This window comes from Pedobacter nototheniae (assembly GCF_032678625.1).
GTDB lineage: Bacteria > Bacteroidota > Bacteroidia > Sphingobacteriales > Sphingobacteriaceae > Pedobacter > Pedobacter nototheniae_A.
Genome location: NZ_JAVTSO010000003.1, coordinates 17,228 through 42,855, shown reverse-complemented (window position 1 = coordinate 42,855; position 25,628 = coordinate 17,228). Strand labels below are relative to the sequence as shown.

General features: G+C 35.9%; 15 protein-coding genes and 1 tRNA gene. 15 read left to right on the top strand and 1 reads right to left on the bottom strand.

All coding sequences use genetic code 11. The features are described from left to right. The first annotated feature begins 9 nt into the window (after nt 1–9). From R2Q77_RS10260 to R2Q77_RS10190, 15 genes are all read left to right on the top strand, one after another. Nucleotides 10–2,379 carry an ABC transporter permease gene (locus tag R2Q77_RS10260; protein WP_316803643.1) on the top strand — a complete coding sequence of 790 codons (2,370 nt, stop codon included), beginning with the start codon at nt 10–12 and terminating at the stop codon, nt 2,377–2,379. 67 nt (nt 2,380–2,446) lie between these two features. Further along, a complete protein-coding gene (locus R2Q77_RS10255; protein WP_316803642.1) occupies nt 2,447–4,819 on the top strand; it encodes an ABC transporter permease in 2,373 nt (790 codons plus the stop codon). Nucleotides 4,820–4,889: 70 nt separating this feature from the next. Beyond that, nucleotides 4,890–7,274, top strand: a complete 2,385-nt coding sequence (locus R2Q77_RS10250) for an ABC transporter permease (RefSeq protein WP_316803641.1) — start codon at nt 4,890–4,892, stop codon at nt 7,272–7,274. 63 nt (nt 7,275–7,337) lie between these two features. Continuing rightward, on the top strand, nt 7,338–9,710 hold the full coding sequence (locus R2Q77_RS10245) for an ABC transporter permease (RefSeq protein ID WP_316803640.1): 2,373 nt from the start codon (nt 7,338–7,340) through the stop codon (nt 9,708–9,710). Nucleotides 9,711–10,055: 345 nt separating this feature from the next. Then, entirely contained in the window at nt 10,056–12,449 is a 2,394-nt protein-coding gene (locus tag R2Q77_RS10240; protein ID WP_316803639.1) for an ABC transporter permease, read from the top strand. 73 nt (nt 12,450–12,522) lie between these two features. Continuing rightward, nucleotides 12,523–14,946, top strand: coding sequence for an ABC transporter permease (locus R2Q77_RS10235; RefSeq protein WP_316803638.1), 2,424 nt, complete (start codon nt 12,523–12,525; stop codon nt 14,944–14,946). Nucleotides 14,947–15,011: 65 nt separating this feature from the next. Beyond that, complete coding sequence (locus R2Q77_RS10230) at nt 15,012–15,713, top strand: ABC transporter ATP-binding protein (RefSeq protein WP_316803637.1); 702 nt, start codon at nt 15,012–15,014, stop codon at nt 15,711–15,713. Nucleotides 15,714–15,736: 23 nt separating this feature from the next. After that, a complete protein-coding gene (locus R2Q77_RS10225) occupies nt 15,737–18,115 on the top strand; it encodes an ABC transporter permease (protein ID WP_316803636.1) in 2,379 nt (792 codons plus the stop codon). Nucleotides 18,116–18,152: 37 nt separating this feature from the next. After that, nucleotides 18,153–18,950, top strand: a complete 798-nt coding sequence (locus tag R2Q77_RS10220) for a helical backbone metal receptor (protein ID WP_316803635.1) — start codon at nt 18,153–18,155, stop codon at nt 18,948–18,950. A 62-nt stretch (nt 18,951–19,012) separates the two neighbouring features. Continuing rightward, complete coding sequence (locus tag R2Q77_RS10215; RefSeq protein WP_316803634.1) at nt 19,013–19,312, top strand: hypothetical protein; 300 nt, start codon at nt 19,013–19,015, stop codon at nt 19,310–19,312. Between the two features lie 361 nt (nt 19,313–19,673). Beyond that, nucleotides 19,674–19,755, top strand: a tRNA-Leu gene (locus R2Q77_RS10210). 173 nt (nt 19,756–19,928) lie between these two features. Next, nucleotides 19,929–21,275: a trigger factor gene (gene tig / locus R2Q77_RS10205; protein ID WP_316803633.1), complete on the top strand. Its 1,347-nt coding sequence runs from the start codon at nt 19,929–19,931 to the stop codon at nt 21,273–21,275. Nucleotides 21,276–21,616: 341 nt separating this feature from the next. Continuing rightward, entirely contained in the window at nt 21,617–22,324 is a 708-nt protein-coding gene (gene clpP, locus R2Q77_RS10200) for an ATP-dependent Clp endopeptidase proteolytic subunit ClpP (protein WP_316803632.1), read from the top strand. Next, nucleotides 22,308–23,546, top strand: a complete 1,239-nt coding sequence (gene clpX, locus R2Q77_RS10195; protein ID WP_316803631.1) for an ATP-dependent Clp protease ATP-binding subunit ClpX — start codon at nt 22,308–22,310, stop codon at nt 23,544–23,546. Before clpP ends, clpX begins: the two co-directional genes overlap by 17 nt. A 182-nt stretch (nt 23,547–23,728) precedes the next feature. Further along, complete coding sequence (locus tag R2Q77_RS10190; protein ID WP_316803630.1) at nt 23,729–24,592, top strand: AMP nucleosidase; 864 nt, start codon at nt 23,729–23,731, stop codon at nt 24,590–24,592. A gap of 89 nt (nt 24,593–24,681) precedes the next feature. Here the strand turns inward: R2Q77_RS10190 and R2Q77_RS10185 are convergent, their stop codons facing one another. Next, nucleotides 24,682–25,335, bottom strand: a complete 654-nt coding sequence (locus tag R2Q77_RS10185) for an ATP-binding cassette domain-containing protein (protein ID WP_316803629.1) — start codon at nt 25,333–25,335, stop codon at nt 24,682–24,684. Between the last annotated feature and the right edge of the window lie 293 nt (nt 25,336–25,628).

Sequence of the window (25,628 nt, the reverse complement as noted above, 5' to 3'; positions counted from 1 at the left end):
TAACTCATTATGTTCAGATTAAACTTAAAAATAGCCTTAAGAAACCTTTGGAAAAATAAAGGATTCTCTCTAATAAATATTGGAGGTTTAGCCATCGGTTTGGCCAGCTGCATGATTTTGTTGCTGTATGTTGCTTACGAGTGGAGCTACGATAAACAATTTACAGATTCTGATAAAACCTATATCGTTTACCAGCATTCGCCTGCAAACGGTAAAATTTTTAGCTGGGCATGGACACCCAATGCGATGGCAGATGAAGTGAGAGAAAAGATTCCGGGAGTTAAAAATTCATCGCATTCTACTTACCCGAGTCCAAAACTAATTACGGTTGGCGAGAATAAATTAACTAGCAGGGTACTCTTTTCTGATCCGTCTTTTATTAAAATATTAGATTATAAGTTTATTAAAGGCAATCCAAATCAGGTTTTAAAAGATATAAATACCATAATTCTTACAAAATCTTTTGCTAAAAAATTATTTGGTAATGAAGATCCGATTAATAAAACAGTAAAGCTTGAGAATCAGGATGTATTAAAAGTAGAAGCCATCATTGAGGATATACCCGCCAACAACAGCATAACTTTTGAAGCTTTAATGCCATGGGCATTATTTGAAAGGAGAGAATCGTGGGCCAAAGAAGCAAACTGGGGCAGCAATATGTGTTTAACCATAGTTCAGTTACAGGATAATAAAAACTTTGCCGAAGTAAACGAAGCCATGAAAGGCATTTACAAACGCAACCAAAAAGACAATACCTCCGTCGCTTCGCTGCATCCGTTAACCAAATGGCATTTGTACGATGAATTTGAAAATGGAAAAATGGTTGGCGGGAAAATAGACCAGCTTAAAATATTCATTATGCTTGCCTTTTGTATTTTGCTGATTGCCTGCGTAAATTTTATGAATTTATCAACCGCCCGTTCTGAACGTAGGGCAAAAGAAGTTGGCATCCGTAAGGCAATTGGTTCAACACGTAAATCATTAATAAGCCAGTTTCTGTTAGAGTCGGTGTTTGTAACTTTTCTTGCAACTGTTTTGGCGTTTGTTTTAGTGGAAGTTAGCCTTTCGTATTTTAATAACCTGCTAAACATTGAGCTGAAAATAGATTATACCAATATTGGATTTTGGATTACACTGTTTGCTTTAATGGTTTTTACCGGATTTATAGCCGGAAGTTACCCTGCGCTGTATTTATCCTCTTTCGAACCAATTAAAGTATTAAAAGGTTTAAAAATTAAAACAGATTCTTCTGTTTCGGTTAGAAAAGTATTGGTGGTGGTGCAGTTTGTTTTTGCAGCTTGCCTTATTGTTTGCACATCAGTTATCTATCAGCAACTCCGGTATGTTAAAAACAAACCTATAGGGTATAATAAAACCAATTTGATTCAAATTGCTGTTGAGGGCGGAATGCAGGATAACAAAAAATTAGAATTACTTAAAACCCAGTTTATAAAGTCAGGTGCAGCATCAAATGTTACTTTTTTTAGTAAAGATCTGACCGAAAATGGAAACAATACAACGGCTATATCCTGGGAGGGTAAAGATCCTAATGAATCAATTTTATTTAACAACAGGGGGATTGGAAATGATTTTGTAGAGACCATTGGTACAGAGTTGATTAGCGGAAGGGAGTTTTCTACTCAGTTTCCAAACGATACGGCCACTGTATTGCTAAACGAAGCCGCAGTTAAAATGATGAGGCTTAAAAACCCTATTGGTGCTGTTATTAATTGGGGTGGTACAAGACTTACCAACGTTGGTGTAGTAAAAGATTTTGTGGTAGAGAGTGCCTATCAAAAAGTTGCACCAATGATATTTTATCCAAGTTATAAAGATGGTGCTGGTGTAATTTTAGTGCGTTTAAACCCCAATCAAAACATTAGCTCTTCACTCGAAAAAATAGATGAACTGGTTAAGCAAATGGAGCCTAACTATCCGGTTCGCCGTAAATTTGTTGATGAATCATTCGAAGTTAAATTCCAGAACGAAAAACTTTTGGGTACACTTTCCAACTGGTTTGGCGGCTTTGCCATCTTTATCTCCTGTTTAGGCCTGCTTGGATTAGCCTTATTTATGGCCGAGCAGCGTAAAAAGGAAATTAGTATCCGGAAGGTTTTGGGCGCCAGTACAGGTAATATCCTAACCCTTTTAAATAAAGATTTTATAAAACTGGTTGCTATTGCAAACCTGATTGCTTTTCCGTTGGCTTATATTATTATCAGCAAGTGGCTTTCTGCTTTTGAGTATCACGTTTCCATATCCTTTATACCATTCTTACTGGCTATTGTAATATCCATTTTAATAGCCGTTTTAACGGTAAGCATACAATCGGTAAAAGTGGCAAAAGCAAACCCAATTGATGCACTTAAATATGAATAAGACCTGCTTTTGGCGGTAAGCGTTTTAAATGTGAAACGCTTACGGCTAAATGCCAAACTATAAAAATATGTTTAGATTAAACTTAAAAATTGCTTTACGAAACATTTGGAAGAACAAAACTTCCTCATTAATTAATGTTACAGGTTTGGCTATTGGGCTTGCAGCCTGCTTAATGTTGTTGCTGTATGTTTCTTACGAATGGAATTTTGATAAGCAGGGTAAAAACGCTGAAAATGTTTTTACAACTATGACTAATGTTCCGGGAGAGCATGGTGTAATATCCGTAACTTTTGAAGGATCTACCGCGGCTTTAGGCCCTGCTATTAAAGAAGATATCCCTGAAGTTATGTACACTTCCAGAATGGATTATGGAAGTAAGGATTTAATTGCCAACGGCCAAAATTCATACAAACGGATGTCGAGGTTTGCAGAACCTACCATCCTTAAAATGTACGATTACGAATTTATACAGGGTAATGCCAATACGGCTTTAAATGCACCTAATGCCGTAATATTAACAGAATCTACCGCAAAGATCTTGTTCGGGACTACCGATGTATTAAACAAATCTGTTCGTTTTAAAGATCAACTCGATTTAAACGTTACTGGTGTAATTAAAGATCAGCCGGATAACAGCTCAAATAAATTCGATTATTTAATGCCATGGTCTTTATTTGAAACCATTGATAAAAGTGTAAAAGTTCCAAACTGGGAAAATTATAGCTTTTTAACCTTAGTCAGGTTAAAAACAGGTGCTAATTTAGATGCAGTTAATCAAAAAATATTCGGGGTACTGAAAAAGAACACAAACGACACCCATCAGGCACAATTCTTATTTCCATTAAGCAAGCTTCATCTTTATGGGAAATTTGAAAATGGAAAAAGTATAGGCGGAGCAATTGAGCAAATTTATTTGTTTATGGGATTGGCTTTCGGTATTCTGTTAATTGCCTGCATCAACTTTATGAACATGGCTACCGCTAAATCAGAAAAGCGTGCAAAAGAAGTAGGCATCAAAAAAACAATCGGTGCAAATCGGGCTTCATTAATTTTGCAGTTTTTAACCGAATCAATGGTGTTAACAATTATCTCATTAATTATTTCAATTGCCATTTTAGAAATCTTCCTGCCAACCTTCAATAACCTTTTAAACATAAAACTTGATATATCTTATTTCGAAACCTCCAGTTGGGTAGGTATTTTAGGAATTGTATTCGGTACAGGACTTATCGCCGGGAGTTATCCCGCATTTTATCTCTCCGCATTTAATCCAATCCAAACTTTAAAAAGAAAAATAAAATCAGGCAGTTTCTTTTCTGTTAGCTTAAGACAAGTTTTAGTGGTAGGGCAGTTTTGCTTTGCCATTATATTGATTATCTCTACCCTGGTGATTTACAAACAAATACAATACATTAAAAACAAACCAGTAGGATTTGATGTAAATGCGCTTGCAGAAATGCCACAGGATGGAGAACTGAAAACTAAATACGAAGTTTTGCGCACTCAATTGCTAAAATCCGGCGCCGTAACATCAATGTCCCAGTCATCGGTAAGTTTGTCTCACCATGGCCATAATTTTATGGGCATTACCTGGGAAGGGATGATTCAGCCAGATAATACTCAGATGTTTAATCAGGTATCTACCACTTACGATTTTACTAAAACAAATGGAATAAAATTAACAGAAGGAAGAGATTTTTCTAAAAACTTTGCATCAGATTCGGCGGGCGTAATGGTAAGTGCTTCGGCAGTTAAAACTTTTGGCTATACAAACCCAATAGGGAAAACAGTAACCGTATTTGGTGATAAATATAATATTATTGGTGTTTTTGATGATTACGTTTGGGATTCTCCTTACAAATCTAACAATCCAATGGTCGTTTTCTTTGATCCTAAGCGCACCGGAACAATTACCATGCGTTTAAATAAAGACAACAGTTTACAGCAAAATATAGAAACGATAACCAGTATAACCAAAGCCATAAACCCTGCCTATCCTGTGGAGATCAACTTCCTGAATTCGCTTTATACGGATAAATATAAATCAGAAAAAACACTGGGTATTTTATCTAACCTTTTTGGAGGGCTTGCCATCTTTGTTTCTTGCTTAGGATTATTTGGACTGGTTGCTTACAGTGCAGAGCAGCGCACAAAAGAGTTTGGTGTACGCAAAGTATTGGGCGCTTCGGCACTTAGCCTGATGCAGTTATTGTCTTTATCTTTTGTAAAAATGATTGCCGTATCCATTGTTATAGCGGTACCGCTTGCCTGGTATGCCATGAATGCCTGGCTTCAAAAATTTGAATTCCATACCGATATTTCCTTGTGGGTATTTGTGTTAGCGGCTGCGGGTACATTAATTCTGGCTTTAGTAACACTGAGTTTTCAAGCCTATAAAACGGCAACTTCTAATCCTGTAAATGCTTTAAAATACGAATAAGGCAAAAGGGTGAGGCGCTCCAGACAAAAATACCCAATCCCTCAACCTTTAAGCTTTTAAACTTAAAACTATGTTCAGATTAAACTTAAAAATAGCCTTTAGAAATCTTTGGAAAAACAAAGGTTTTACATTAATCAATGTTGGTGGTTTAGCCATTGGCATGGCTTGCTGCTTAATGTTGCTTTTGTATGTTAACTACGAATTGAGCTACGATAAGCAGTTTGAGGATGTAGAGAAGGTTTACATGGCTAAATTAAATCTAAAATCTAATGGGAATTTATTTACAACCGAATCTGTACCTAATAAACTCGCAGATGCATTAATACAGGAGTTTCCAGGTGTTGAAATAGCGGCACGAATAAATATGTACAACAGTTTGAAATTATTTAGTCACAACCAAAATAATTTCAAGCTTAGGTTAAATGAGGTAGACCCTGGTTTTTTAAAAATACTGAGTTATAAGTTTATATACGGAGATGTTATTACAGCTTTAAAAGATCCAAATAGTGCACTAATCACTGCCTCAACAGCCAAAAAATTATTTGGGAATGAGAACCCAATTGGACAAAGTATTAAGTGGGATAATAAAAAAGACATTAAAGTTACGGCCGTTATTGAGGATTTACCTAAAAATCAAAGTATCCAGTTTGATATTTTGCAACCCTGGGCATTTTTCGAACAAGAAAACCCTGGACAGAAAGAGAATGGCTGGGGTGCAATAACCTGTGCTACCATTGTCAAATTAAAAGATAAAGGGCTTTTAGAATCAACAAATAAGACTTTAAGCAATTTCATTGTTAATAAAGAGCCTGATTTAAAGGAGATGGCATATCAACCTTTTCTTCTCCCTTTCAAACAGCTTCATTTATATAATGATTTTCAAAATGGTAAACCCGTTGGTGGAAGAATAGATCAGGTGACGTTATTTGGTTTTTTGGCTGTTTGTGTGCTACTTATTGCCTGCATAAATTACATGAACCTTTCTACCGCCCGATCAGAAAAACGGGCAAGAGAGGTTGGTGTACGTAAAGCATTAGGCTCGACAAGAAATACCATAATGTCTCAATTTCTGATCGAATCGCTATTAGTTTCTTTTTTAGCAATGTTTGTAGCCTTTGTATTGTTAGAAAGCTTTTTGCCTTATTTTAATAATCTGCTGGATATTAGTATCCAAATCAAATACAGCTCATATACATTCTGGGGCACCCTAATTTCACTCATTTTAATTACAGGTTTATTGGCTGGAAGTTATCCGGCATTTTACCTGTCATCTTTCATTCCTGTAAAAGTTTTAAAGGGATTTAAAGGGTCAGCAGGCTCTCTGTCCATTAGAAAAGTATTGGTTGTGGTGCAGTTTACTTTGTCAATCTGTATGATTATTTCGGCAATTGTAGTTTACAACCAAATTCAATTTTTGAAAAATAAGCCTTTAGGATTTGATCAAAATGCCTTGGCCCAAATCCAGCTGGAAGGAGAGTTGCGAAAACCAGGTAAATTGGATATCTTAAAAAAAGAACTCAAAAATGCTGGTGCAATTGTTTCTGCCGTTGAGTATGCAAACTCCTTTACTCAAAGTGGTGGTTCCATCACCAGTGACTTTATATGGCCAGGGAAATCGAAAAATGATGTATCGATTGTTAGTTATAGAAGTATGGGTTATGATTTTTCACATACCGTGGGTGTTAAAATTTTAAAAGGCAGAGATTTTTCGGCATCATTTCCAGCCGATACCGCAACATCATTACTGTTAAATGAAACGGCTGTTAAATTTATGAATTTAAAAAATCCGGTAGGAGCCATAATTCATTGGGGTGATTCAAAACCATTTAAGGTGGTTGGTGTGATTCAAGATTATTTTAATGAATCACTTGGCGGAAAAGTACAACCAACAGTTTATTATTATAATGTAAAAGAAAGTGATGTTTTGTTATTGAAGCTAAATTCTAAAGAATCACTCACTTCATCAATCGAAACCATTAAATCCATAAGCCAGAAACTCAATCCAGCTTATCCTGTAGAAGTAGAAATGGTAAGCCAGGGCATGGCCGAAAAATTAAAGAATGAGCGATTGCTGAGTGTACTTTCTAACCTGTTTGGTGGTTTTGCAATCTTCATTTCTTGCCTGGGTTTACTTGGCCTGGCTTTATATATGGCAGAGCAACGCAGCAAGGAAATCAGCATTAGAAAAGTTTTAGGCGCAAACCTGTCGGATATACTGGTTTTGTTGAATAAAGATTTTATGAAACTTGTTATCATTTCAAATGTTATCGCCATCCCTGTGGCCTATATTACAGTTTCCAAGTGGCTCGAAAAATATGATTACAAATCAAGCATTAGTTTATGGCCTTTTGTGCTGGCGCTATTAATCTCGGTAATCATTGCCATATTAACCGTGAGTTTACAAACCCTTAAAGTGGCAAAAGCAAATGCCATTGATGCACTTAAATATGAATAAGGCTGATGGATTGAACGTCCAAATCTTCAAGCTTACAGCATTTTAATCTTCAAACTTAAAATTATGTTTAAATTAAACTTAAAAATCGCATTACGTAACCTTTGGAAAAATAGGAACATAACCTTAATCAATGTAGGTGGGTTAGCTATTGCAATTGCTGCTTTTATCCTGGTTATGATGTATTTTACATACGAAACCGGTTTTGATAAGAAAAATCCAAATTACAAGAACATCTACATCGTAGGCCGTGAATTGCCGGGCTTAAAAACCAATTATACCCCGCCACCCTTAGGCCAGGCCATTAAAGAGAAATTCCCGGAAGTGGTTTCTGTTGGAACAATGAAGTATAGTTATTTTGAAATTCCTGTTAATAGCGCTAACGCAGTTGTATTTTTAAAGAAATGTTTGTTCTTGGATACAGCGGCAGCTAAAATGTTTAACATTAGGCCCGATAATGGGATTGACAAACCAAATGGACCCGAAAATCTATTTTATTTAAGCCGTGAAAACGCTGAAACTCTCTTTCCGGATAAAACCGATAAAAAGCCAAAGATGATTGTTTTGGGAAGCAAATCATCCGGCATGCAGGGCGAGCTTAAATCCAGTGTTTATGCCGATCCACATTCTACGATCAGTTTTGATGCCATTTCCATTGTGAATAAAATAGGTGGAGATGAAAATTATGGGTACAATAATTACTATACGTATATTCAGGTTCGTCCGGGTACAGATATGGCTAATCTGGATCAGAAAATATTAAAATTATATAGAACTGAATTATTAGAAGGAGAAACCGACGCAGCTACAATCAATAAAATCAAACAAACCTCCACATTTCTTGATCCTTTAGAAAACCAACATTTAAGGCCCAAAGCAGGAAATAATGCAAATTATAAAGTTTTAATTGCCTTATCCGTACTTGGTATTCTTATTTTGATTATTGCCTGTATCAACTTTACCAATTTAAGCATTGCACAAGCTACAAAAAGAGGGAAAGAAGTAGGCGTTAAAAAAGTTCTTGGTGCCTATCGTTTCCAGCTTACTATACAATTCCTGATTGAAATTTTTATTCAATGCCTTTTTGCCACGATTTTAGGATTAATTATAGCCGAACTTATTTTACCAAAGTTTAACAACCTGTTTTCGGTCGATTTATCTATCTGGAGTGCAAACAATACCTTATTCTGGCAACTGCCTTTAATTTTGCTGTTTATTACATTAATTGCAGGGATTTATCCGGCCCTGGTACTTTCTGGTTTTAGGCCTGCCTTGGTGTTAAAAGGAAATTATCAAACCAGCAAACAAAGCTACTGGTTAAGAAATAGTTTATTGGTATTTCAGTTTAGTGTGGCGGTAATTTTTATTACGGGGCTGTTAATTATCAATACACAGTTGAAATACATGCGCACGCAGGATGTTGGTTTTAAGGCAGATCAAGTGGTTTATATTAAAAACCTGGCTTACTTTTCAAAAGCAAAAACATTTGAACCCATTCGGGAAAAAATAATGAAAATTCCAGGTGTAAAATCAGTTACTGTTGCAACAGAAATTCCGGATGGTTCTGATAGCGGAACTACGGGTTACACTGTTGATGGTGTACAGGAAAATTTGACTTTTACGAGTGTAGATTTCGATTATTTTGAAACTTTAGGGATTAAAATTAAAGAAGGAAGAACTTTCTCCCAGAATTTTAAAACCGATACAGCAACCTCCGCAATAATAAATGAAGCAACCGTTGCAAAATATGGGCTAATTAATCCGATTGGAAAAACAATCAGAGGCTGCGGGGATAATTATACAATTGTAGGTGTAATCAAAAATTTTAAAACACTTGGCTTTGAAAAGCCTGTTGAGCCCACCATTTATAGCATTAAAGCATCCTGCTCAAATCCAAAAGATAAAATTATGCTTAAGATAGATGCGAGCAAAATGGCGCAGGTGCTGGCTACATTAAAATCGCAATGGCCAGAAATTAATAAAAAAGACGGCGACAACTTTCGCTACCAGTTTCTGGACGAATTATATGGTAAGCTTTTTAAAAAACAAGAGCAGCTGGAGTCTATATTTTTTGCTGCGGCATTATTGACCATTTTTATTGCCGTGTTGGGATTATTTGCTTTTGCCAAATACATTACCAATGGCAGAATTAAGGAAATTGCCGTGCGTAAAATATTAGGGGCCAGCAATCTTCAGATTATGAAATTAATTAACACCTCATTTTTGATCATGGCCATAGTAGCCAATTTAATTGCCTGGCCTGTTGCCTATATTTTAACAAATAAATGGTTAAATACCTTTGCATACCGCGTAGAAATTCCAATTCTGCCTTTTGTAATCAGTGCGTTGGTTACCATTATCCTAACCATTTTTACGGTAAGTTTACAAGCCCGAAGAGCGGTAAAAGCTAAACCAGTAGATGCTTTAAAATATGAGTAGATTAAAGCGATTTTAATTCGTTCAATAACGTACAATTATTGTTCGATAATGAACATGTTTAAATTTTTAACAAAAACAACTATTTGATTTTCAGGTAGTTGTTTTTTTATTTTTGGTTGGTATAAAATTGGTATGCCAATGTTGAAATTTACGAACGATTTATATTAAAATTAAAATCAGATAAAACCAGGTCAAATTTTTAAAAATCAAGGCCTTATAGCTGATCGTTGGTAAATATTATGATGCTTTGAAATACGAATAGGGTGGAAGGAATAAGGTGGCGAGACGAAGGTCAAAATGGCCAAATCCTCAATCCTCAGTCCTCTGCCTTTCAACCATAACACTATGTTTAAATTAAATCTGAAAATAGCGTGGCGAAACCTTTGGAAAAATAAGGGCTATACTTTAATTAACATCCTCGGCCTTTCTATAGGAATGGCCAGTTGTATTTTGATTTTCATTTTTACACGCTATCAATTAAGCTATGATAAGGGATATAAAAATGATGACAGGATTTACAGAGTAGTTTCAGGTTGGAAGTATAGCGATGGAAATGAATTTTATTCGCAAGGTACACCACGTCCTTTGCCACCGGCAATGCGGAACGATTTTTCTCAGCTGGTCGATAAAGTGGCTGCCATTCAAAATAGTGGTGGTATTATTAAGATAAACAGTGCACCAGGCGTAGAAAAGTTAAAGACGGCCGAAGATGTATTTTATGTGGAGCCCGATTTTTTTGAGATTTTCAGTTTTAAATGGCTCTCCGGAAACGCAAAACAGGCTCTGTCGGCCCCAAATACAGCAGTTTTATCAAAGGAAATGGCGACCAAGTTTTTTGGTGACTGGAAAAATGCCGTTGGTAAGGATCTCAATTTCCAGAATAATGAAACTTTTAAGGTAACAGGTATATTAGATGATGTACCAGAAAACAGTTCATTCCCTTTAAAAATCGTATTCTCTTATAAAAGTTATAAAAATAGAAACTTAACCCGCTGGGGATCTTGTTCATCGGGTTCAGAGTGTTATATTTTGCTTAAAAAAGGTTTTGATATTAATAATTTAGACGCACCATTACAAAAATTCATTGCTAAATATTATGTAGAAAAAGGCCCGGGTAAAGAAAGTCATTCTTTTCAACCCCTGAGCGATATACATTACAATGAAAGGTACGGTAATTTTGCGCACTCAACCATGCCATTAAAGCAACTTTACGGGCTCGGCATTATCGGTTTGTTTTTATTGTTAACGGCATGTATTAACTTTATTAATCTTGCAACCGCACAAGCCGTTAGCCGAAGTAAAGAAGTTGGGGTTAGAAAAGTAATGGGAAGCGGCCGGAAACAGCTTGTCGTTCAGTTTTTAACAGAAACACTTACCATATCGTTAATTGCCCTGCTTTTTGCTTGTGTACTTACCGAAGCTGCTTTACCAGGCATGCAAAATCTTTTTAAACAAAGCATTTCTTTCAGTATTTTTCAGCACCCAAGCATATTTGGCTTTATGCTCCTTATGATTTTGTTTGTGAGCTTCTTTGCAGGATTTTATCCCGCTATGATTATGTCTGGCTTTAGTCCGGCATTAGCCATAAAAAATAAAATTACAGCAAATACCGGGGGCTTAGGTTTAAGAAAAATATTGGTCGTGGTGCAGTTTGCCATAACCATCATTCTAATCATCGGAACCCTGGTTGTGCTTAAACAAATGAAATACATCCGAGAAAAGCCATTGGGTTTTGATGCCAGCGCAATTGCACTGGTTGATGTGCCCAGCGATAGCATTGCCGGATTGCGTTACAATACCCTGCGCAACCGCATTATGCAAATTCCAGGTATAAAGTCGGTTAGTTTTTGCGCCGCTGCACCTTCATCAAGCAATAATAACGAAACCAGTTTCCGTTATAACAGCTCGAAGGATGCCGATTTTCAAATCAACACCAAGTATGCAGACGAAAGTTATTTTCAAACATTTGGTTTGCAGTTTATTGCCGGGAAAGGAATTTCAAAAAGTGATACCATCAAAGATTTTGTGGTAAATGAAACCCTTTTAAAAAGGTTAAACGTAAGGAATCCTAATGATGCCATCGGTAAAATTATGGAGTTAAACGGGGCGAAAGGGCCCATAGTAGGGGTGGTTAAAGATTTTAATAATGGTAGTTTGCACGAAGAAATAGCACCTATTGCAATTTTTAGCCGGAAAAGAGATTTTACTCAGATTGCAGTAAAGATGGACAGTAAAATGATCATGCAGGATATGGATGCCATTGAAAAAACATGGAATTCTGTGCTTCCTGAATACGTTTACGGCGCTTCGTTTTTTGATGAACAGATTAGTAATTATTACCGTTCAGAAATGATTATGGGTACTTTATTTAAAGTTTTTGCGGGTATAATTATGTTCATCTCCTTTATTGGCTTGTTCGGATTGATTTCTTTTGTCGCCACACAAAGAACCCGCGAAGTAGCCATTAGAAAAGTATTAGGCGCTTCAACAGTGGAACTTGTAAAAATGCTCAACGGTTCATTTTTATTAATGGTTTTTCTGGCAAATGTAGTCGCCTGGCCATTAGCGTATTTATTTGTTTCAAAATGGCTATCAGGCTTCACCTATCGCATAGAACTCAGCATCTGGCCATTTGTGTTAGCGATGATCGCTTCCATGCTAATTACCTTAATTACGGTAAGTGTAAGGTCTTACAAAGCAGCAAGTGCCAATACAATTGATGCTTTGAAATACGAATAAGTTTATTTGGTAACCTATCATTTATGCTTCCAATAGTAATAACCAGTTTAACAACTCATATAGTTAACCTCGCATGTTTAAATTAAATCTTAAAATTGCATTAAGGAACTTGTTTAAAAACAAGATTTACGGCTCAATTAATATTGGCGGACTTGCATTGGGCCTAACCGCTTTTGTATTACTGCTTTTGTACATTAACCATGAAGAAAGTTACGACAAATGGTCGACGGATTTAGATCATGTTTATCAGATTAGAGAGCGCCATAGTTTTTCTACGCCTGATAATAAAGAACATTTGCAGGAATCTAACGATAGCCGAGTTGCCAGCTTAATTCGTGAAAAAGTTCCGCAGGTATTGGCCGTTACTAAAGTAGATCCGGATTGGGATTTTAAAACCGGAAATTCAGTTAAAATTGACCATGCTGATCCTATAACGGTAGACAGGATGAAAGATGCTGACAGCAATTTCTTTCATGTTTTTAAGTATAAGTTTTTACAAGGCGACGAAAGCAGCGCATTAAATGCTCCAAAATCAGTAGTACTTAAACAAAGCCTTGCTCAAAAGCTTTATGGTACTGAAAAGGTATTAGGCAAAGTAATTAAGGTGGTGATGTGGCAGGGCGATGAAGGTACAGATTTAACAATAACCGGCGTGGTTGAAGATCCAAAAACACCCGAAACCGCAGGCTTTAGTGCTATGATGCGTACCGGCGATAAGGATAAAGATCCCGAAAATCCAACAAACAATAATTATTGCCAGGTTTATGTGAAAATGAATCCATCTGGGAATGCAGATATACTAAATGAGAATATTCAAAAAGTTTATCTCGAGGCTAAAAAGGCAAGAGCCAAACTTGTGGGAACGGATTATAAGAGTTATTTTAAAGACGGCAATTACTTACAGTTAAAAGCAATTCCATTAGCCAGTGCACATGGCAATCCTTCATTCCGGTTAAGCTGGTTAGAAAAATTAAAACCAATAATTGGAATCTGCGTATTTCTATTATTGGTATCCATTATAAATTTTGTTAATCTGGCCACGGCACAATCTGTTCAAAGAGCTAAAGAAGTAGGCGTTAAAAAGGTTCTGGGTTCTTATAAAAAACAATTAATAGGTCAGTTTTTATTAGAAGCAGCGTTACAAAGTGTAATAGCCTTATTTTTATCGATAATATTAATTGAGGTTTTATTGCCTTCTTTCAATGCCCAGTTTAATGTTGAATTAAGTTTCTGGCATAACCCTCATCTTTTAAATATGGTGGTACAACTGCTTGGTCTTTTTGTTTTAGTAACGCTATTGGCCGGTTTTTATCCCGCCTGGATTTTATCAAACTATAACCCGGTTTCTGTATTGAAAGGCAATTACGGCAACAGTTTAAAAGGGATTGCCTTACGTAATGTACTGGTGGTTTTTCAATTTATAATCTCGGTAACTTTTATCATTGCTATTGGAGTAATGCATTTGCAAACCCAATACGTAAGCAATAAAGATTTAGGTTTTGATCGCAGTAACCTCATCAATATCAGAACCAATTATAATAGCACTTTTGTTGAAAAGTTAAAGCGAATTCCAGGTGTACAGTATGTGGGTACAAGCACTCAAATAATGGGAAATGTATTTAATGTACCGGAAGAAATTATTTACAAAGGAAATAAAATAGGGCTCAATACCGTAACCGTAAGTATGGATGCTTTACCTGCACTTGGAGTAAAAGTTTTACAGGGACGAATCTTTTCTAAAGAATATAAACAGGATACCATAAACACGGTCGTAATTAACGAAGCTGCAGCAAGATTAATAGATAAGAACGCGGTAGGTAAAAGCTATCACATTAAAGATGAAGCTACAAATTATACTTTTCAGATTATTGGTGTAATTAAAGATTACCACAATGAAGGCTTTGATAAAGCCGTTTTGCCAACAGTATATAAAGTCACTCATTTAGGCGGAATGTCTGCAACAAACAATCTATTAATTAGGTTTAATACCGAAAACAGTACAACGATTGTTAAAAAAATAGAGGCAGAGTGGAAAGCAATGTATCCCAACTACATTATAAAGTACACCACGATTGATAATGCATTTCGAAAGGTTTTGGAAGATAATAACCGCTTTATGAATATGATTATTTTATTCAGTGTAGTTTCGGTTTCCTTATCTTTATTGGGTTTATTTGCGCTTTCTACATTTGTGGCAAAAAGAAGAACAAAAGAAATTGCGGTAAGAAAAGTTTTAGGTGCATCCAATGTTCAGATTGTTAGTTTGTTAAATAAATCATTTCTTATTTTAGTTGTTTTAGCAAACCTGATCAGCTGGCCAATTGCCTACATTTTAATAAATAAATGGCTGCAGGGATTTGCTTATCGAATAGAAATGCCTGTATTCCCTTTTGTAATGGCGACCATAATTTCGATTATCATAGCAGTATTAACGGTAAGCATTCAGGCCAGAAAAGTTGCTGTAGGAAATCCGGTAAAAGCATTAAAATATGAATAGGTTTAAACCATTTGGATAAGCCTGTTCATAAATTGAAAATATAAATTTTAAACCCAGATTTAAAAATGATAGAACTTAAAAATATAGAAAAATACTATGCGGCAAAAGGTGTAAAACACTACGTTTTACGCCATGTAACCACCAGCATCAAACAAGGCGAATTTGTTTCCATCATGGGCCCTTCAGGCGCAGGAAAATCAACATTGCTGAACATTTTAGGTATGCTTGAAGAGCCTACATACGGGCAATATGAGTTTATGGGTGAAGACGTAACCTCTTTGAATGAGCGTAAACGGATTGAGCTATACCGAAACCATATTGGTTTCGTTTTTCAGGCCTACCACCTGATTGATGAAATGACCGTTTATGAAAACATTGAAGCACCTTTATTATATAAAAAAATTGGCGGTTCCGAACGTAAAAGCCGCATTGCCGATTTGCTCGACCGTTTTAACATTGTAGCTAAAAAAGATTTGTTTCCAAACCAGCTTTCGGGCGGACAACAGCAACTGGTGGGCATTGCAAGGGCGCTGGCTGCACAACCTTCGGTTATATTGGCCGATGAGCCTACAGGCAACCTGCAATCGGTACAAGCAGAAGAAATTATGGAACTTTTTAGGAAATTGAATAAAGAAGAAGGCATTACCATTATACAGGTTACACACTCCGAAAAAAATGCACAGTACGGAAACCGAATTTTACACATTGCCGATGGCGTGGTAAAGGAAGATATTCAGGTATCGGATACATTTAAAAGCAGTATGTAAATTCATATTTAAATTACAGGGAAGTGTTAAAATTAAATTTTAAGGTCGCGTTTAGGAATTTGTTGAGGCATAAAACAAATTCAATAATCAACATTAGCGGATTGTCCATTGGACTTGCAGCAAGCATTCTTTTATTGCTTTACGTAGAGTATCAGTGGAATTTTGACAAACAGTTTGGAAACACCAAGAACATCTACCACCTGATGTTGAACTTTTATGGTGCAAATAAAAATGTGATTTCAACAGGTTCGCAGGCACCAAATGTACTTCCTCCTCTTTTAAAAGAACAAAATCCTGAAATTGAAAACATCAGTAGGATCTTATGGGAAAGTAACCGTTTATTGGCCAATGGACAAAATTCTTTTAAAATAGCTGGGCGCTACGCTGATCCTGATTTTCTGAAGATTTTTAGATTTGATTATTTGAGTGGCAATCCCGATAAAGCTTTTGACGACCCTAATTCTATAATACTTACCGAAAGTACTGCAAGGCGTCTTTTTGGAAAAACAGAAGTGTTGAATAAAACGATTCGTTTTGAAAATCAGGTCAACCTAAAGGTTACGGGAGTAATTAAAGATTTGCCTGCCAATTTTACTTATAGTTTTGAGTGTTTAAGCCCCTGGAAACTGTATGAGAATTTAAACGAATGGCCAGCTACGCCAAACTGGGGTAACTGTTCATATTTCACCGTAATGAGCATTAAGTCCGGTACTGATCCCAATGCTTTTAATGAAAAAATTAAAAATTTCATTTCCAAAAATACAGGCACCAATACACTCGATGCAGCACCTTTTATATATCCAATTGAAAAGTACCATCTTTTTGGGCATTTTACAAATGGTTTACCCGATGGAGGGCAAATTGAACAGGTGCGTATTTTTATCATATTGGCCCTAAGCATCCTTTTAATCGCCTGCATCAATTTTATGAATCTCTCTACCGCAAGGTCTCAGAAAAGAGGAAAGGAGGTAGGACTTAGAAAAACAATAGGAGCCAGCCGAAGCTCACTGATTAGGCTATTTTTACTCGAATCATTAATCCTGACCGTCATAAGTGTAACCTTTGCTATTGTAATGGTTGAAGTTTTTCTTCCATCTTTCAATAACCTGCTTAATACCAGCTTACAGATTAATTATAATAGTTTTTTAAACTGGTTGGCCGTATTGCTGCTTATATTGTTTACCGGGCTGATTGCAGGAGGTTATCCCGCATTTTTTCTGTCTTCATTTAATCCAGTTCAAGCGCTAAAGAAATCTGTGAAATCTCAGCGTAAATTTGGGTTCAACTTCAGGCAGATTTTGGTTATTATACAGTTTGGCTTTGCTGTTGTGATGATCTTATCTACTTTGATTTTATATCAGCAACTCATGCATCTTAAAAACAGATCGCTGGGCTATGACACAACGGCACTTGTCGAAATGCCCCATGAGGGCAACCTTTATCCTAAATTTGATCTCTTTAAGGATAGGTTGTTGCGATCGGGTGCAGTTACTGCTGTTGCGCAATCCTCAGGTAGTATTGCCCGGCAAAATTCTAATACCTCCGGCTTACAGTGGCAGGGGATGAGGCCAGGCGAAGAAAAAATATCTTTCGATATCATTCAAACCACATTCGATTTTATCAAAACCAACAACATCAGGCTTGTTGCAGGACGCGATTTTGTAAAAGGCCGGAGTTCAGATTCTTCAGCATTGATGTTGAATGAAACGGCGGTAAAAAAAATGGGCCTAAAAAATCCCTTAGAACAACAAGTATTTTTTAATGGAAAAAAAAGACCTGTAGTAGGTGTATTTGATGATATAGTTTGGGATGAACCCACCAAATCACAGCACCCTATGGTTATTGTATTTAATGCCTTTAATAGTGATGTAATTACGATGCGGCTAAATACAACAAGAAATACGCAGGAAAGTATAGATCAGATCACAAAAATTACTAAAGAAATTAATCCTGATTTTCCGGTGGAAATTAAATTTGTAGACAACCTCGTGGCAGAAAAATTTGAACATGAACAAACACTCACAACATTGTCTAACCTGTTTGGTGGTCTTTCTATATTTGTTTCCTGTTTAGGTTTATTTGGTTTGTCGGCCTTTACTGCCGAACAGCGAACAAAAGAAATCGGTGTCCGAAAGGTACTGGGAGCAAGTGTATCTGGTATAATTGCTTTGCTTTCGCTCAGCTTTGTAAAAGCGGTAGTTATAGCAATTGTAATAGCCCTGCCAATAGGCTATCTGGTCATGAACCAATGGTTAATGCAATTTGATTACCGAATTTTAATTGGTCCCGAAATGTTTGTAATTACGGCCCTTTCTACAGTGCTTATTGCATTTTTTACGGTAAGCTGGCAAGCCTACCGGGCCGCAAAAACAAATCCGGCAGAAGCCTTAAAGTACGAATAAATCATTTTTTATGTAAGAAACGAATTATCTTTGCCTTATGCAAAAATCGTTCACCGATCAACTGGGAAATGAAATCACCATAAACTTTCCGCCAAAAAGAATAGTCTCTGTTGTGCCTTCTCAAACCGAATTATTGTTTGATTTGGGGCTCGATCAGGAGATTATCGGTTTGACAAAATTTTGCATTCACCCAATCGAGAAATTTGCAGCACGAACAAAGGTTGGCGGAACAAAAAAACTTAATATTGATTTAATTAAAGATTTAAAGCCTGATTTAATTATCGGCAATAAAGAAGAGAATACACAAAGTGATATAGAAGAGCTCGCAGCTTCTTTTCCGGTTTGGATGAGCGATATTTTTACCCTTGATGATGCCATTAAAACCATAAGCCAAATAGGAGAGCTGGTTAATCGCGTTCCGGAAGCATCGTATTTAAATCATTTAATCAATGCAGGTTTTACCGATTTAAAAACACTCGCCCTTCAAAACCACATTGATAAAAAAGTAGCCTATTTAATCTGGCGCAAACCATATATGGCGGTCGGTAAAAATACTTTTATTGATGATGTACTTGTAACAAACGGCATGACAAATGTTGTTTCTGCAAAACGTTACCCACAACTAAGCCTTGAACAACTCCAAGCTTTAAATCCCGAAATTATCTTGTTGTCATCAGAACCTTATCCCTTTGGAGAAAAGCACATTCAGGAAATCCAACTGGCTTTACCCCAATCTAAAATTAAACTGGTTGACGGGGAAATGTTTAGCTGGTATGGTAGCAGACTGGTTAAAGCTGTTCAGTATTTTTTTGAATTTCAAAAGGAGCTTTACTAATTTATTAGAAGTATTTTTTGCTAATTTGTAGCATTAAATCTAATTATTACGTTTTTATTATTATGAAAAAAATACTTGCATTATCTCTATTTGTTGCCGTGTTTTCTGGCTGCAGCTCAATGAATAATACCACTGGCCGTTATCTTGCGCTAAGTGGAAAAATTGAAAAATTAGGCATGACAACTTTTCAGTACGGCACGCACCTGTTAAAAACTGAAAATAAAACTTATGCTTTAAAAAGCGAAACAATTAATTTAGACACATATTTAAACAAACCTGTAACCATTAAGGGGAAAAAAGTAATTGGTTATCCTTTGGATGGTGGCCCGGATCTTATCGAAGTAACACTCATTAAATATTAATTAAATAATTTTATGCCCTGTAAACCGCTTTGGTTTCAATTTAATTGAAGCCAAAGCGGTTTTTTATTATATACTCACATTTCGCTGGATTTTCTTCTCTTTTTTTTTAAAAAAAGTTTCTCAATACCCGGCCTGATGGACACTGGAAATACCTTTTTTTACATTTATTTCGAGTGTAAATGGTGGGAAAGGCTCAATCGCTAATCTCCACCATTATTTTTCTTTAAAATTTTGTAAAATCTTTCTCGTTAATCCTGAGTTATTTAGCATATTCCGCTGAAAAATATTTAACTTTTTTTGCGTTTCCCTTTTGATAATTCAATCTTGTTTCTATCTTTGCAGTCCTTAATAAATCCTAACAGCGGAAGTGGCGTAATTGGTAGCCGCACCAGACTTAGGATCTGGCGCTTCACGGCGTGGGGGTTCGAGTCCCTTCTTCCGCACACTAAGGTAAAGGCCGTTCCGAGATAATCGGAACGGTTTTATTTTTTAATAACATTGATAAAGAAAAATTGAACATCGATGTGGAGTTTTTTGAAATGAAATACGTTATTTGTCTCAAATCTCATATCTCAGTATTCAAACTTGATCACATCTCAATACTCAAATCTAAAAAATGAATATCACACAGGAAAAAACAGGCAACTTAAACGCTGTTGTAAAAATCAAAATCGCACCTGCAGATTATACTGAAAAAGTAGATAAAGCTATTAAAGAGCAAGCTAAAAAAGCACAATTACCTGGTTTCCGTAAGGGTATGGTGCCTGCTGCCCACATTAAAAGAATGTACGGTAAAAGTATTTTGGTTGAAGAAATTAACAACCTGTTAAACGATACTTTAACCAATTATATCGCTGAGCAAAAATTAGAAGTTTTAGGTCAGCCGTTACCAATGTTAGATAACGAAAATGAATTTAAATGGGATAATACAGACGAATTTGAATTTGATTATGAGTTAGGTTTAGCACCTGCTTTTGATGTAAACATCTCTTCTAAAGATAAATTTACTGAATATGTAGTTAAAGCAGATAAGGAAACTTTAGAAAGCCGTATCAAAAATATCCGCCGTAGCTATGGTAAAATGACAAATCCGGAAGTTTCTGCCGATGGTGACGTTTTATATACAGATCTTGTTCAGTTAGCTGAAGATGGTTCTGATGTAGAAGGTGGTATTTCAAGCACAGCAACTATACGCTTAGATCAGGTTAAAGACAAAAAGATTCTTAAATCATTAATTGGTGTAAAGAAAGATGATGTTGTAACCATTGATATTCAAAAAGCTTTTGAAGATGCTGCGGTTATTGCTAAAGCCTTAAACATTTCTGAAGAAGAAGCGGCAGAATTAAAAGCTAATTTCAAACTAACTGTAAAAAATGTTAACCGTTTGGAAGAATCAGACTTAAACCAGGAGTTTTTTGATAAATTGTTTGGCGAAGGTACTGTAACTGATGAAGCTGGTTTCAGAGCTAAAATTACGGAAGAAGTAGAAAGCATGTTTAAGCAAGATGCCGATCGTCAATTATCAAACGATATCTATCTTCAGTTAATTGAAAAACACAACTTCGAATTGCCTGATGAATTTTTACGTCGTTGGTTAAAAGCAACAAACGAAAAGTTAACAGATGAAGAATTGGCAGAAGGTTATGACGATTTCGCTAAAAACCTTAAATGGACTTTAATCGAAAATAAAATCATTAAAGATAACAGCATCGAAATTAAATACGAAGATGTGGTACAAGCAGCTAAAGCAAAACTCGATGCTCAGTTCAGAATGTATAGCCCAAGCCCACTTCCAGAAGATCAGTTGGCACAATATGCTGTTCAGTTCTTACAGGAAAAAGAAAATGCTAACCGTACTTTCGAGGAAGTAAAAGCTTTAAAAACTTTCGAATACATTAAATCTGTAGCTACATTAGAGCAAAAAGATATCGACTACGATAAATTTGTTGCTTTAAACAAATAGGCAATATAACTGACCAATTGGCAGTTATTTGAAGATACGATTAAAGAGCAGTCCATTAGGGCTGCTCTTTGTATATCTAAACCCCTGATGATTATTTTTTAATAATTTTCTGCATAATTTGCTCGTTAATTGAGTATTGCATATATTTCGGCCATTAGAAGTAAACAACTTGATAACTTTTAATAAACGTGTATTGTCATATCTAATACAATTCAATTTGCAATAGCGATAAATTAGATAAATTGGCACGAAAATTAACCAACAGAAAGAAAGATTCATTAAAATTATCGTTGGTTTAGCTGCGTTTGGTCATGGCTAAATCAATTAACCCTAATCAAGATATGAACATAGATTCACAAGAATTCAGAAAATTTGCCGTTAAACATCAGGGTATTGGCGGTTTACATGTAGATAAATTTATTGCGCAAGCAAACCTGTCGCCACAATCGATGACACCATATATTATTGAAGAACGCCAGTTGAACGTTGCTCAAATGGATGTTTTTTCAAGGTTGATGATGGACCGTATTATCTTTTTAGGTGATGCCATTTACGATCAGAATGCTAATATTATCCAGGCTCAGTTGTTGTTTTTGCAATCAACAGATGCGGATAGAGACATTCAGATTTACATCAACTCACCTGGTGGTTCGGTTTATGCAGGTTTAGGTATTTACGATACCATGCAATATATTCAGCCAGATGTGGCAACCATTTGTACAGGTATTGCAGCATCAATGGGTGCGGTTTTATTAGTTGCAGGTGCTAAAGGTAAACGTGCAGCTTTACCTCACTCCAGAGTAATGATTCACCAGCCATCAGGAGGTGCACAAGGTGTAGCTTCAGATATGGAGATCAACTTGAGAGAAATGTTGAAATTGAAAAAAGAATTATACGATATTATTTCAGAGCATTCTGGCCAAACTTACGACTGGGTAGAGAAGGCTTCAGACCGCGATTACTGGATGACTGCTGATGAAGCAAAAGGATTTGGTATGGTTGACGAAGTATTATCGAGAAACGCAAAAAAAGATGGCGAAACAAAATAAAGAATCCCGTTGCTCATTCTGCCATTCAGGCAAACATGAAACTTTAATGCTAATTGAAGGCATGGATGCATTTATCTGCGATAAATGTGTAACCCAGGCCAATCAGTTGCTTGTGCAGGAATTGGGCTCAAAAGGTTCTAAAAATATTCAGGAGGCTATTAATTTATTAAAGCCTCTTGAAATTAAAACACACCTTGATCAATATGTAATTGGTCAGGATGATGCAAAAAAAGTTTTATCGGTAGCGGTTTACAATCATTACAAACGTTTAAACCAAAAGATCGATGCAGATGAAATTGAGATTGAGAAATCCAATATCATGCTCGTTGGAGAAACTGGAACAGGTAAAACACTTTTAGCTAAAACCATTGCCAAAATTTTACATGTGCCTTTTTGTATCTGCGACGCAACGGTTTTAACCGAAGCAGGTTATGTTGGTGAAGATGTGGAAAGCATCTTAACCAGGTTATTGCAGGCTGCAGATTACGATGTTGCTGCAGCAGAACGTGGCATTGTTTATATTGATGAAGTGGATAAGGTTGCACGTAAAAGCGATAACCCATCCATTACCAGAGATGTATCGGGAGAAGGTGTACAGCAAGCTTTATTAAAAATTTTAGAAGGTACAGTGGTTAATGTTCCACCTCAGGGCGGACGTAAACACCCGGATCAGAAAATGATTCCGGTAAATACCAATAACATTTTATTTATTTGCGGTGGTGCATTTGATGGTATTGAACGTAAAATAGCCAACCGTTTAAAAACGCAGGCTGTAGGTTATAAGGTTAAAAAAGATGAAACCATTTTAGACCTTAAAAACCTATATAAATACATTACACCGCAGGATCTTAAATCTTTTGGTTTAATTCCCGAATTAATTGGTCGTATACCTGTTCTTTCGCACTTAAATCCATTAGATAAAGAAACACTAAGGAATATTTTAACAGCGCCTAAAAACTCTTTAATTAAGCAATACGTTAAATTATTTGCTTATGAAGATGTAGAATTAATTTTTGATAACGACGTACTGGATTTTATTGTGGATAAAGCAATGGAATATAAATTGGGCGCCCGTGGATTAAGATCCATTTGCGAAGCCATTATGTTAGATGCCATGTTTGATACGCCAACACAAAAGGATGTGAAGCAACTGCACATTAACCTCGATTACGCGGTAGAGAAATTTGAAAAAGCCGACTTTAAAAAGTTGCAAGCTGCATAAAAATTAAATCCTCCCGCAAAACGGGAGGATTTTTTGTATCACTTAAAATGTAAGCTTTTAAACTAAATAACCTGATTTGCAACCGTAATTTAATGGTATTATAAAACGCCGTTGATACAAACGTTAAATTAGATTTGTTATTTTGATAAAAATTGCTTATATTATTTGAAGAATAAAAATATATGAACGAAGAAAAAGACGTAAAAAAAGATGAAAAGATTGTAGAAAAATCTAAAAAAATTAAAGAAGTAGAGTCTCCTGTAAAATCAGGACTGAAATCAAAAGACGAAATTGTTAAAAACTGGTTACCACGGTACACAGGTCGCGCTTTAGAAGAATTTGGAGATTATATCCTATTAACCAACTTCAGTAAATATGTAAGCATGTTTTCTGAATGGAATGATAACGCTCCAATTATGGGATTAGATAAGCCTATGCAAAGTGTAACTGCAAATGGCATTACCATTATTAATTTTGGGATGGGTAGCCCGCTTGCAGCAACCATGATGGATTTGCTAACGGCCATTAAGCCGAAAGCAGTATTGTTTTTAGGTAAATGTGGTGGCTTGAAAAAGAAAAACCAATTGGGTGATTTAATCTTGCCAATTGCAGCCATCAGAGGTGAAGGAACATCAAATGATTATTTACCCGCAGAAGTGCCTGCATTACCGGCCTTTGCATTGCAGAAAGCAATTTCTACAACCATTCGGGATCATGGAAGGGATTACTGGACAGGAACTTGTTATACCACCAACCGCAGGGTTTGGGAACATGATAAGGAATTTAAAAAGTATTTAAAAACACTTAGAGCAATGGCCGTTGATATGGAAACAGCAACCATTTTCACCACGGCATTTGCTAATAAAATTCCGGCAGGCGCACTGCTTTTAGTTTCTGATCAGCCAATGATACCAGAAGGTGTAAAAACTGCAGAAAGCGATAGCAATGTAACCGCACAATATGTAGAACAACACCTTAGAATTGGTATTGATTCCTTAAAACAATTAATTAACAACGGATTAACCGTTAAACACTTATTGTTCTAACCATCAGCATAATAAAACCACAAGTCACTAAGATTACAGCGCTTTTAAAAGCAAATTGTGTTCTTTGTGCCTTAGTGGTTAAACATGGTTTAAACATTTGGTAAATAGCCATGTAAAATTAAATCTTCATCCGATTGGATGTTATAATTACAGCCATTGTGTAAGAGCACAATCCTATCTGCAATATTTAAAATAGATCGATAATAGTGATCGGTGACAATAATGCCCTTCTTTCCTTTAATAATTAACAGGTGTTTTTGGATTTCTTCAACCAATAAAGGCGATAATTGAGAAAACGGCTCGTCGAGCAAAATAAAATCAGCATCACTGTAAATAATTAACAGGCATTCCATTAATCTTCTCTGTCCGCCAGATAATTCGTACAGCTTAGAATTAAAAAAATTGGAAATTGCCTCAATCTTGAGTAGCTGATCTTTATACCGATTACAAAAAAGGTTAATTGCTTTAGATATTCTTAAATGGCCAGGTATAAAATTATCCTGCGGTAGGTAAGCAATTTTTCCAGTTAAATAACCTTTGTCAATAATCTTATCATTTAACCTCAAATACTTGAAATGAGGATTTATTACGCCAAAAATAACCTTGAGTAAGGTGGATTTTCCTGATCCGTTTCTCCCCAGTAAACCTGTTACTTCACCAACTCTGCAATTCAGGAAAACCCCATTTAATACGGTTTTGTTATTAAAACTTTGGGTAACACTGTCAATATGAAGTTCCTGCATGAAAAAGCAATTATTAAAATGGCAATGAAAACAATAATGTCGTAAATAATAATATTAATCATAATCCGGCGGAAGTTAATGCCAAGATTTTTGTAGAAATAAGAAGAGCTGGTTAAAAAGAACTGATTAAAGGCGATTGAACTTCCGTAACCAATTAACTTTAAGAAAATAACAAAAACATATAGGCCGACAAGGCTAAAGCCATTGATTACGAAAAATAAAGAAACCACTAAGCTAACCAGGATATTCCAGGCAATAATTGGCTTATAAACGATCAAAGTTTTTCTTCTAAT

Coding starts and splice junctions, on each gene's coding strand:
- R2Q77_RS10255 (WP_316803642.1), top strand. CDS start 2,447: ATGTTTAGATTAAACTTAAAAATTGCTTTACGAAACATTTGGAAGAAC.
- clpP (WP_316803632.1), top strand. CDS start 21,617: ATGAACATAGATTCACAAGAATTCAGAAAATTTGCCGTTAAACATCAG.
- R2Q77_RS10235 (WP_316803638.1), top strand. CDS start 12,523: ATGTTTAAATTAAATCTTAAAATTGCATTAAGGAACTTGTTTAAAAAC.
- R2Q77_RS10245 (WP_316803640.1), top strand. CDS start 7,338: ATGTTTAAATTAAACTTAAAAATCGCATTACGTAACCTTTGGAAAAAT.
- tig (WP_316803633.1), top strand. CDS start 19,929: ATGAATATCACACAGGAAAAAACAGGCAACTTAAACGCTGTTGTAAAA.
- R2Q77_RS10185 (WP_316803629.1), bottom strand. CDS start 25,335: ATGCAGGAACTTCATATTGACAGTGTTACCCAAAGTTTTAATAACAAA.
- R2Q77_RS10260 (WP_316803643.1), top strand. CDS start 10: ATGTTCAGATTAAACTTAAAAATAGCCTTAAGAAACCTTTGGAAAAAT.
- clpX (WP_316803631.1), top strand. CDS start 22,308: ATGGCGAAACAAAATAAAGAATCCCGTTGCTCATTCTGCCATTCAGGC.
- R2Q77_RS10190 (WP_316803630.1), top strand. CDS start 23,729: ATGAACGAAGAAAAAGACGTAAAAAAAGATGAAAAGATTGTAGAAAAA.
- R2Q77_RS10240 (WP_316803639.1), top strand. CDS start 10,056: ATGTTTAAATTAAATCTGAAAATAGCGTGGCGAAACCTTTGGAAAAAT.
- R2Q77_RS10220 (WP_316803635.1), top strand. CDS start 18,153: ATGCAAAAATCGTTCACCGATCAACTGGGAAATGAAATCACCATAAAC.
- R2Q77_RS10230 (WP_316803637.1), top strand. CDS start 15,012: ATGATAGAACTTAAAAATATAGAAAAATACTATGCGGCAAAAGGTGTA.
- R2Q77_RS10250 (WP_316803641.1), top strand. CDS start 4,890: ATGTTCAGATTAAACTTAAAAATAGCCTTTAGAAATCTTTGGAAAAAC.
- R2Q77_RS10215 (WP_316803634.1), top strand. CDS start 19,013: ATGAAAAAAATACTTGCATTATCTCTATTTGTTGCCGTGTTTTCTGGC.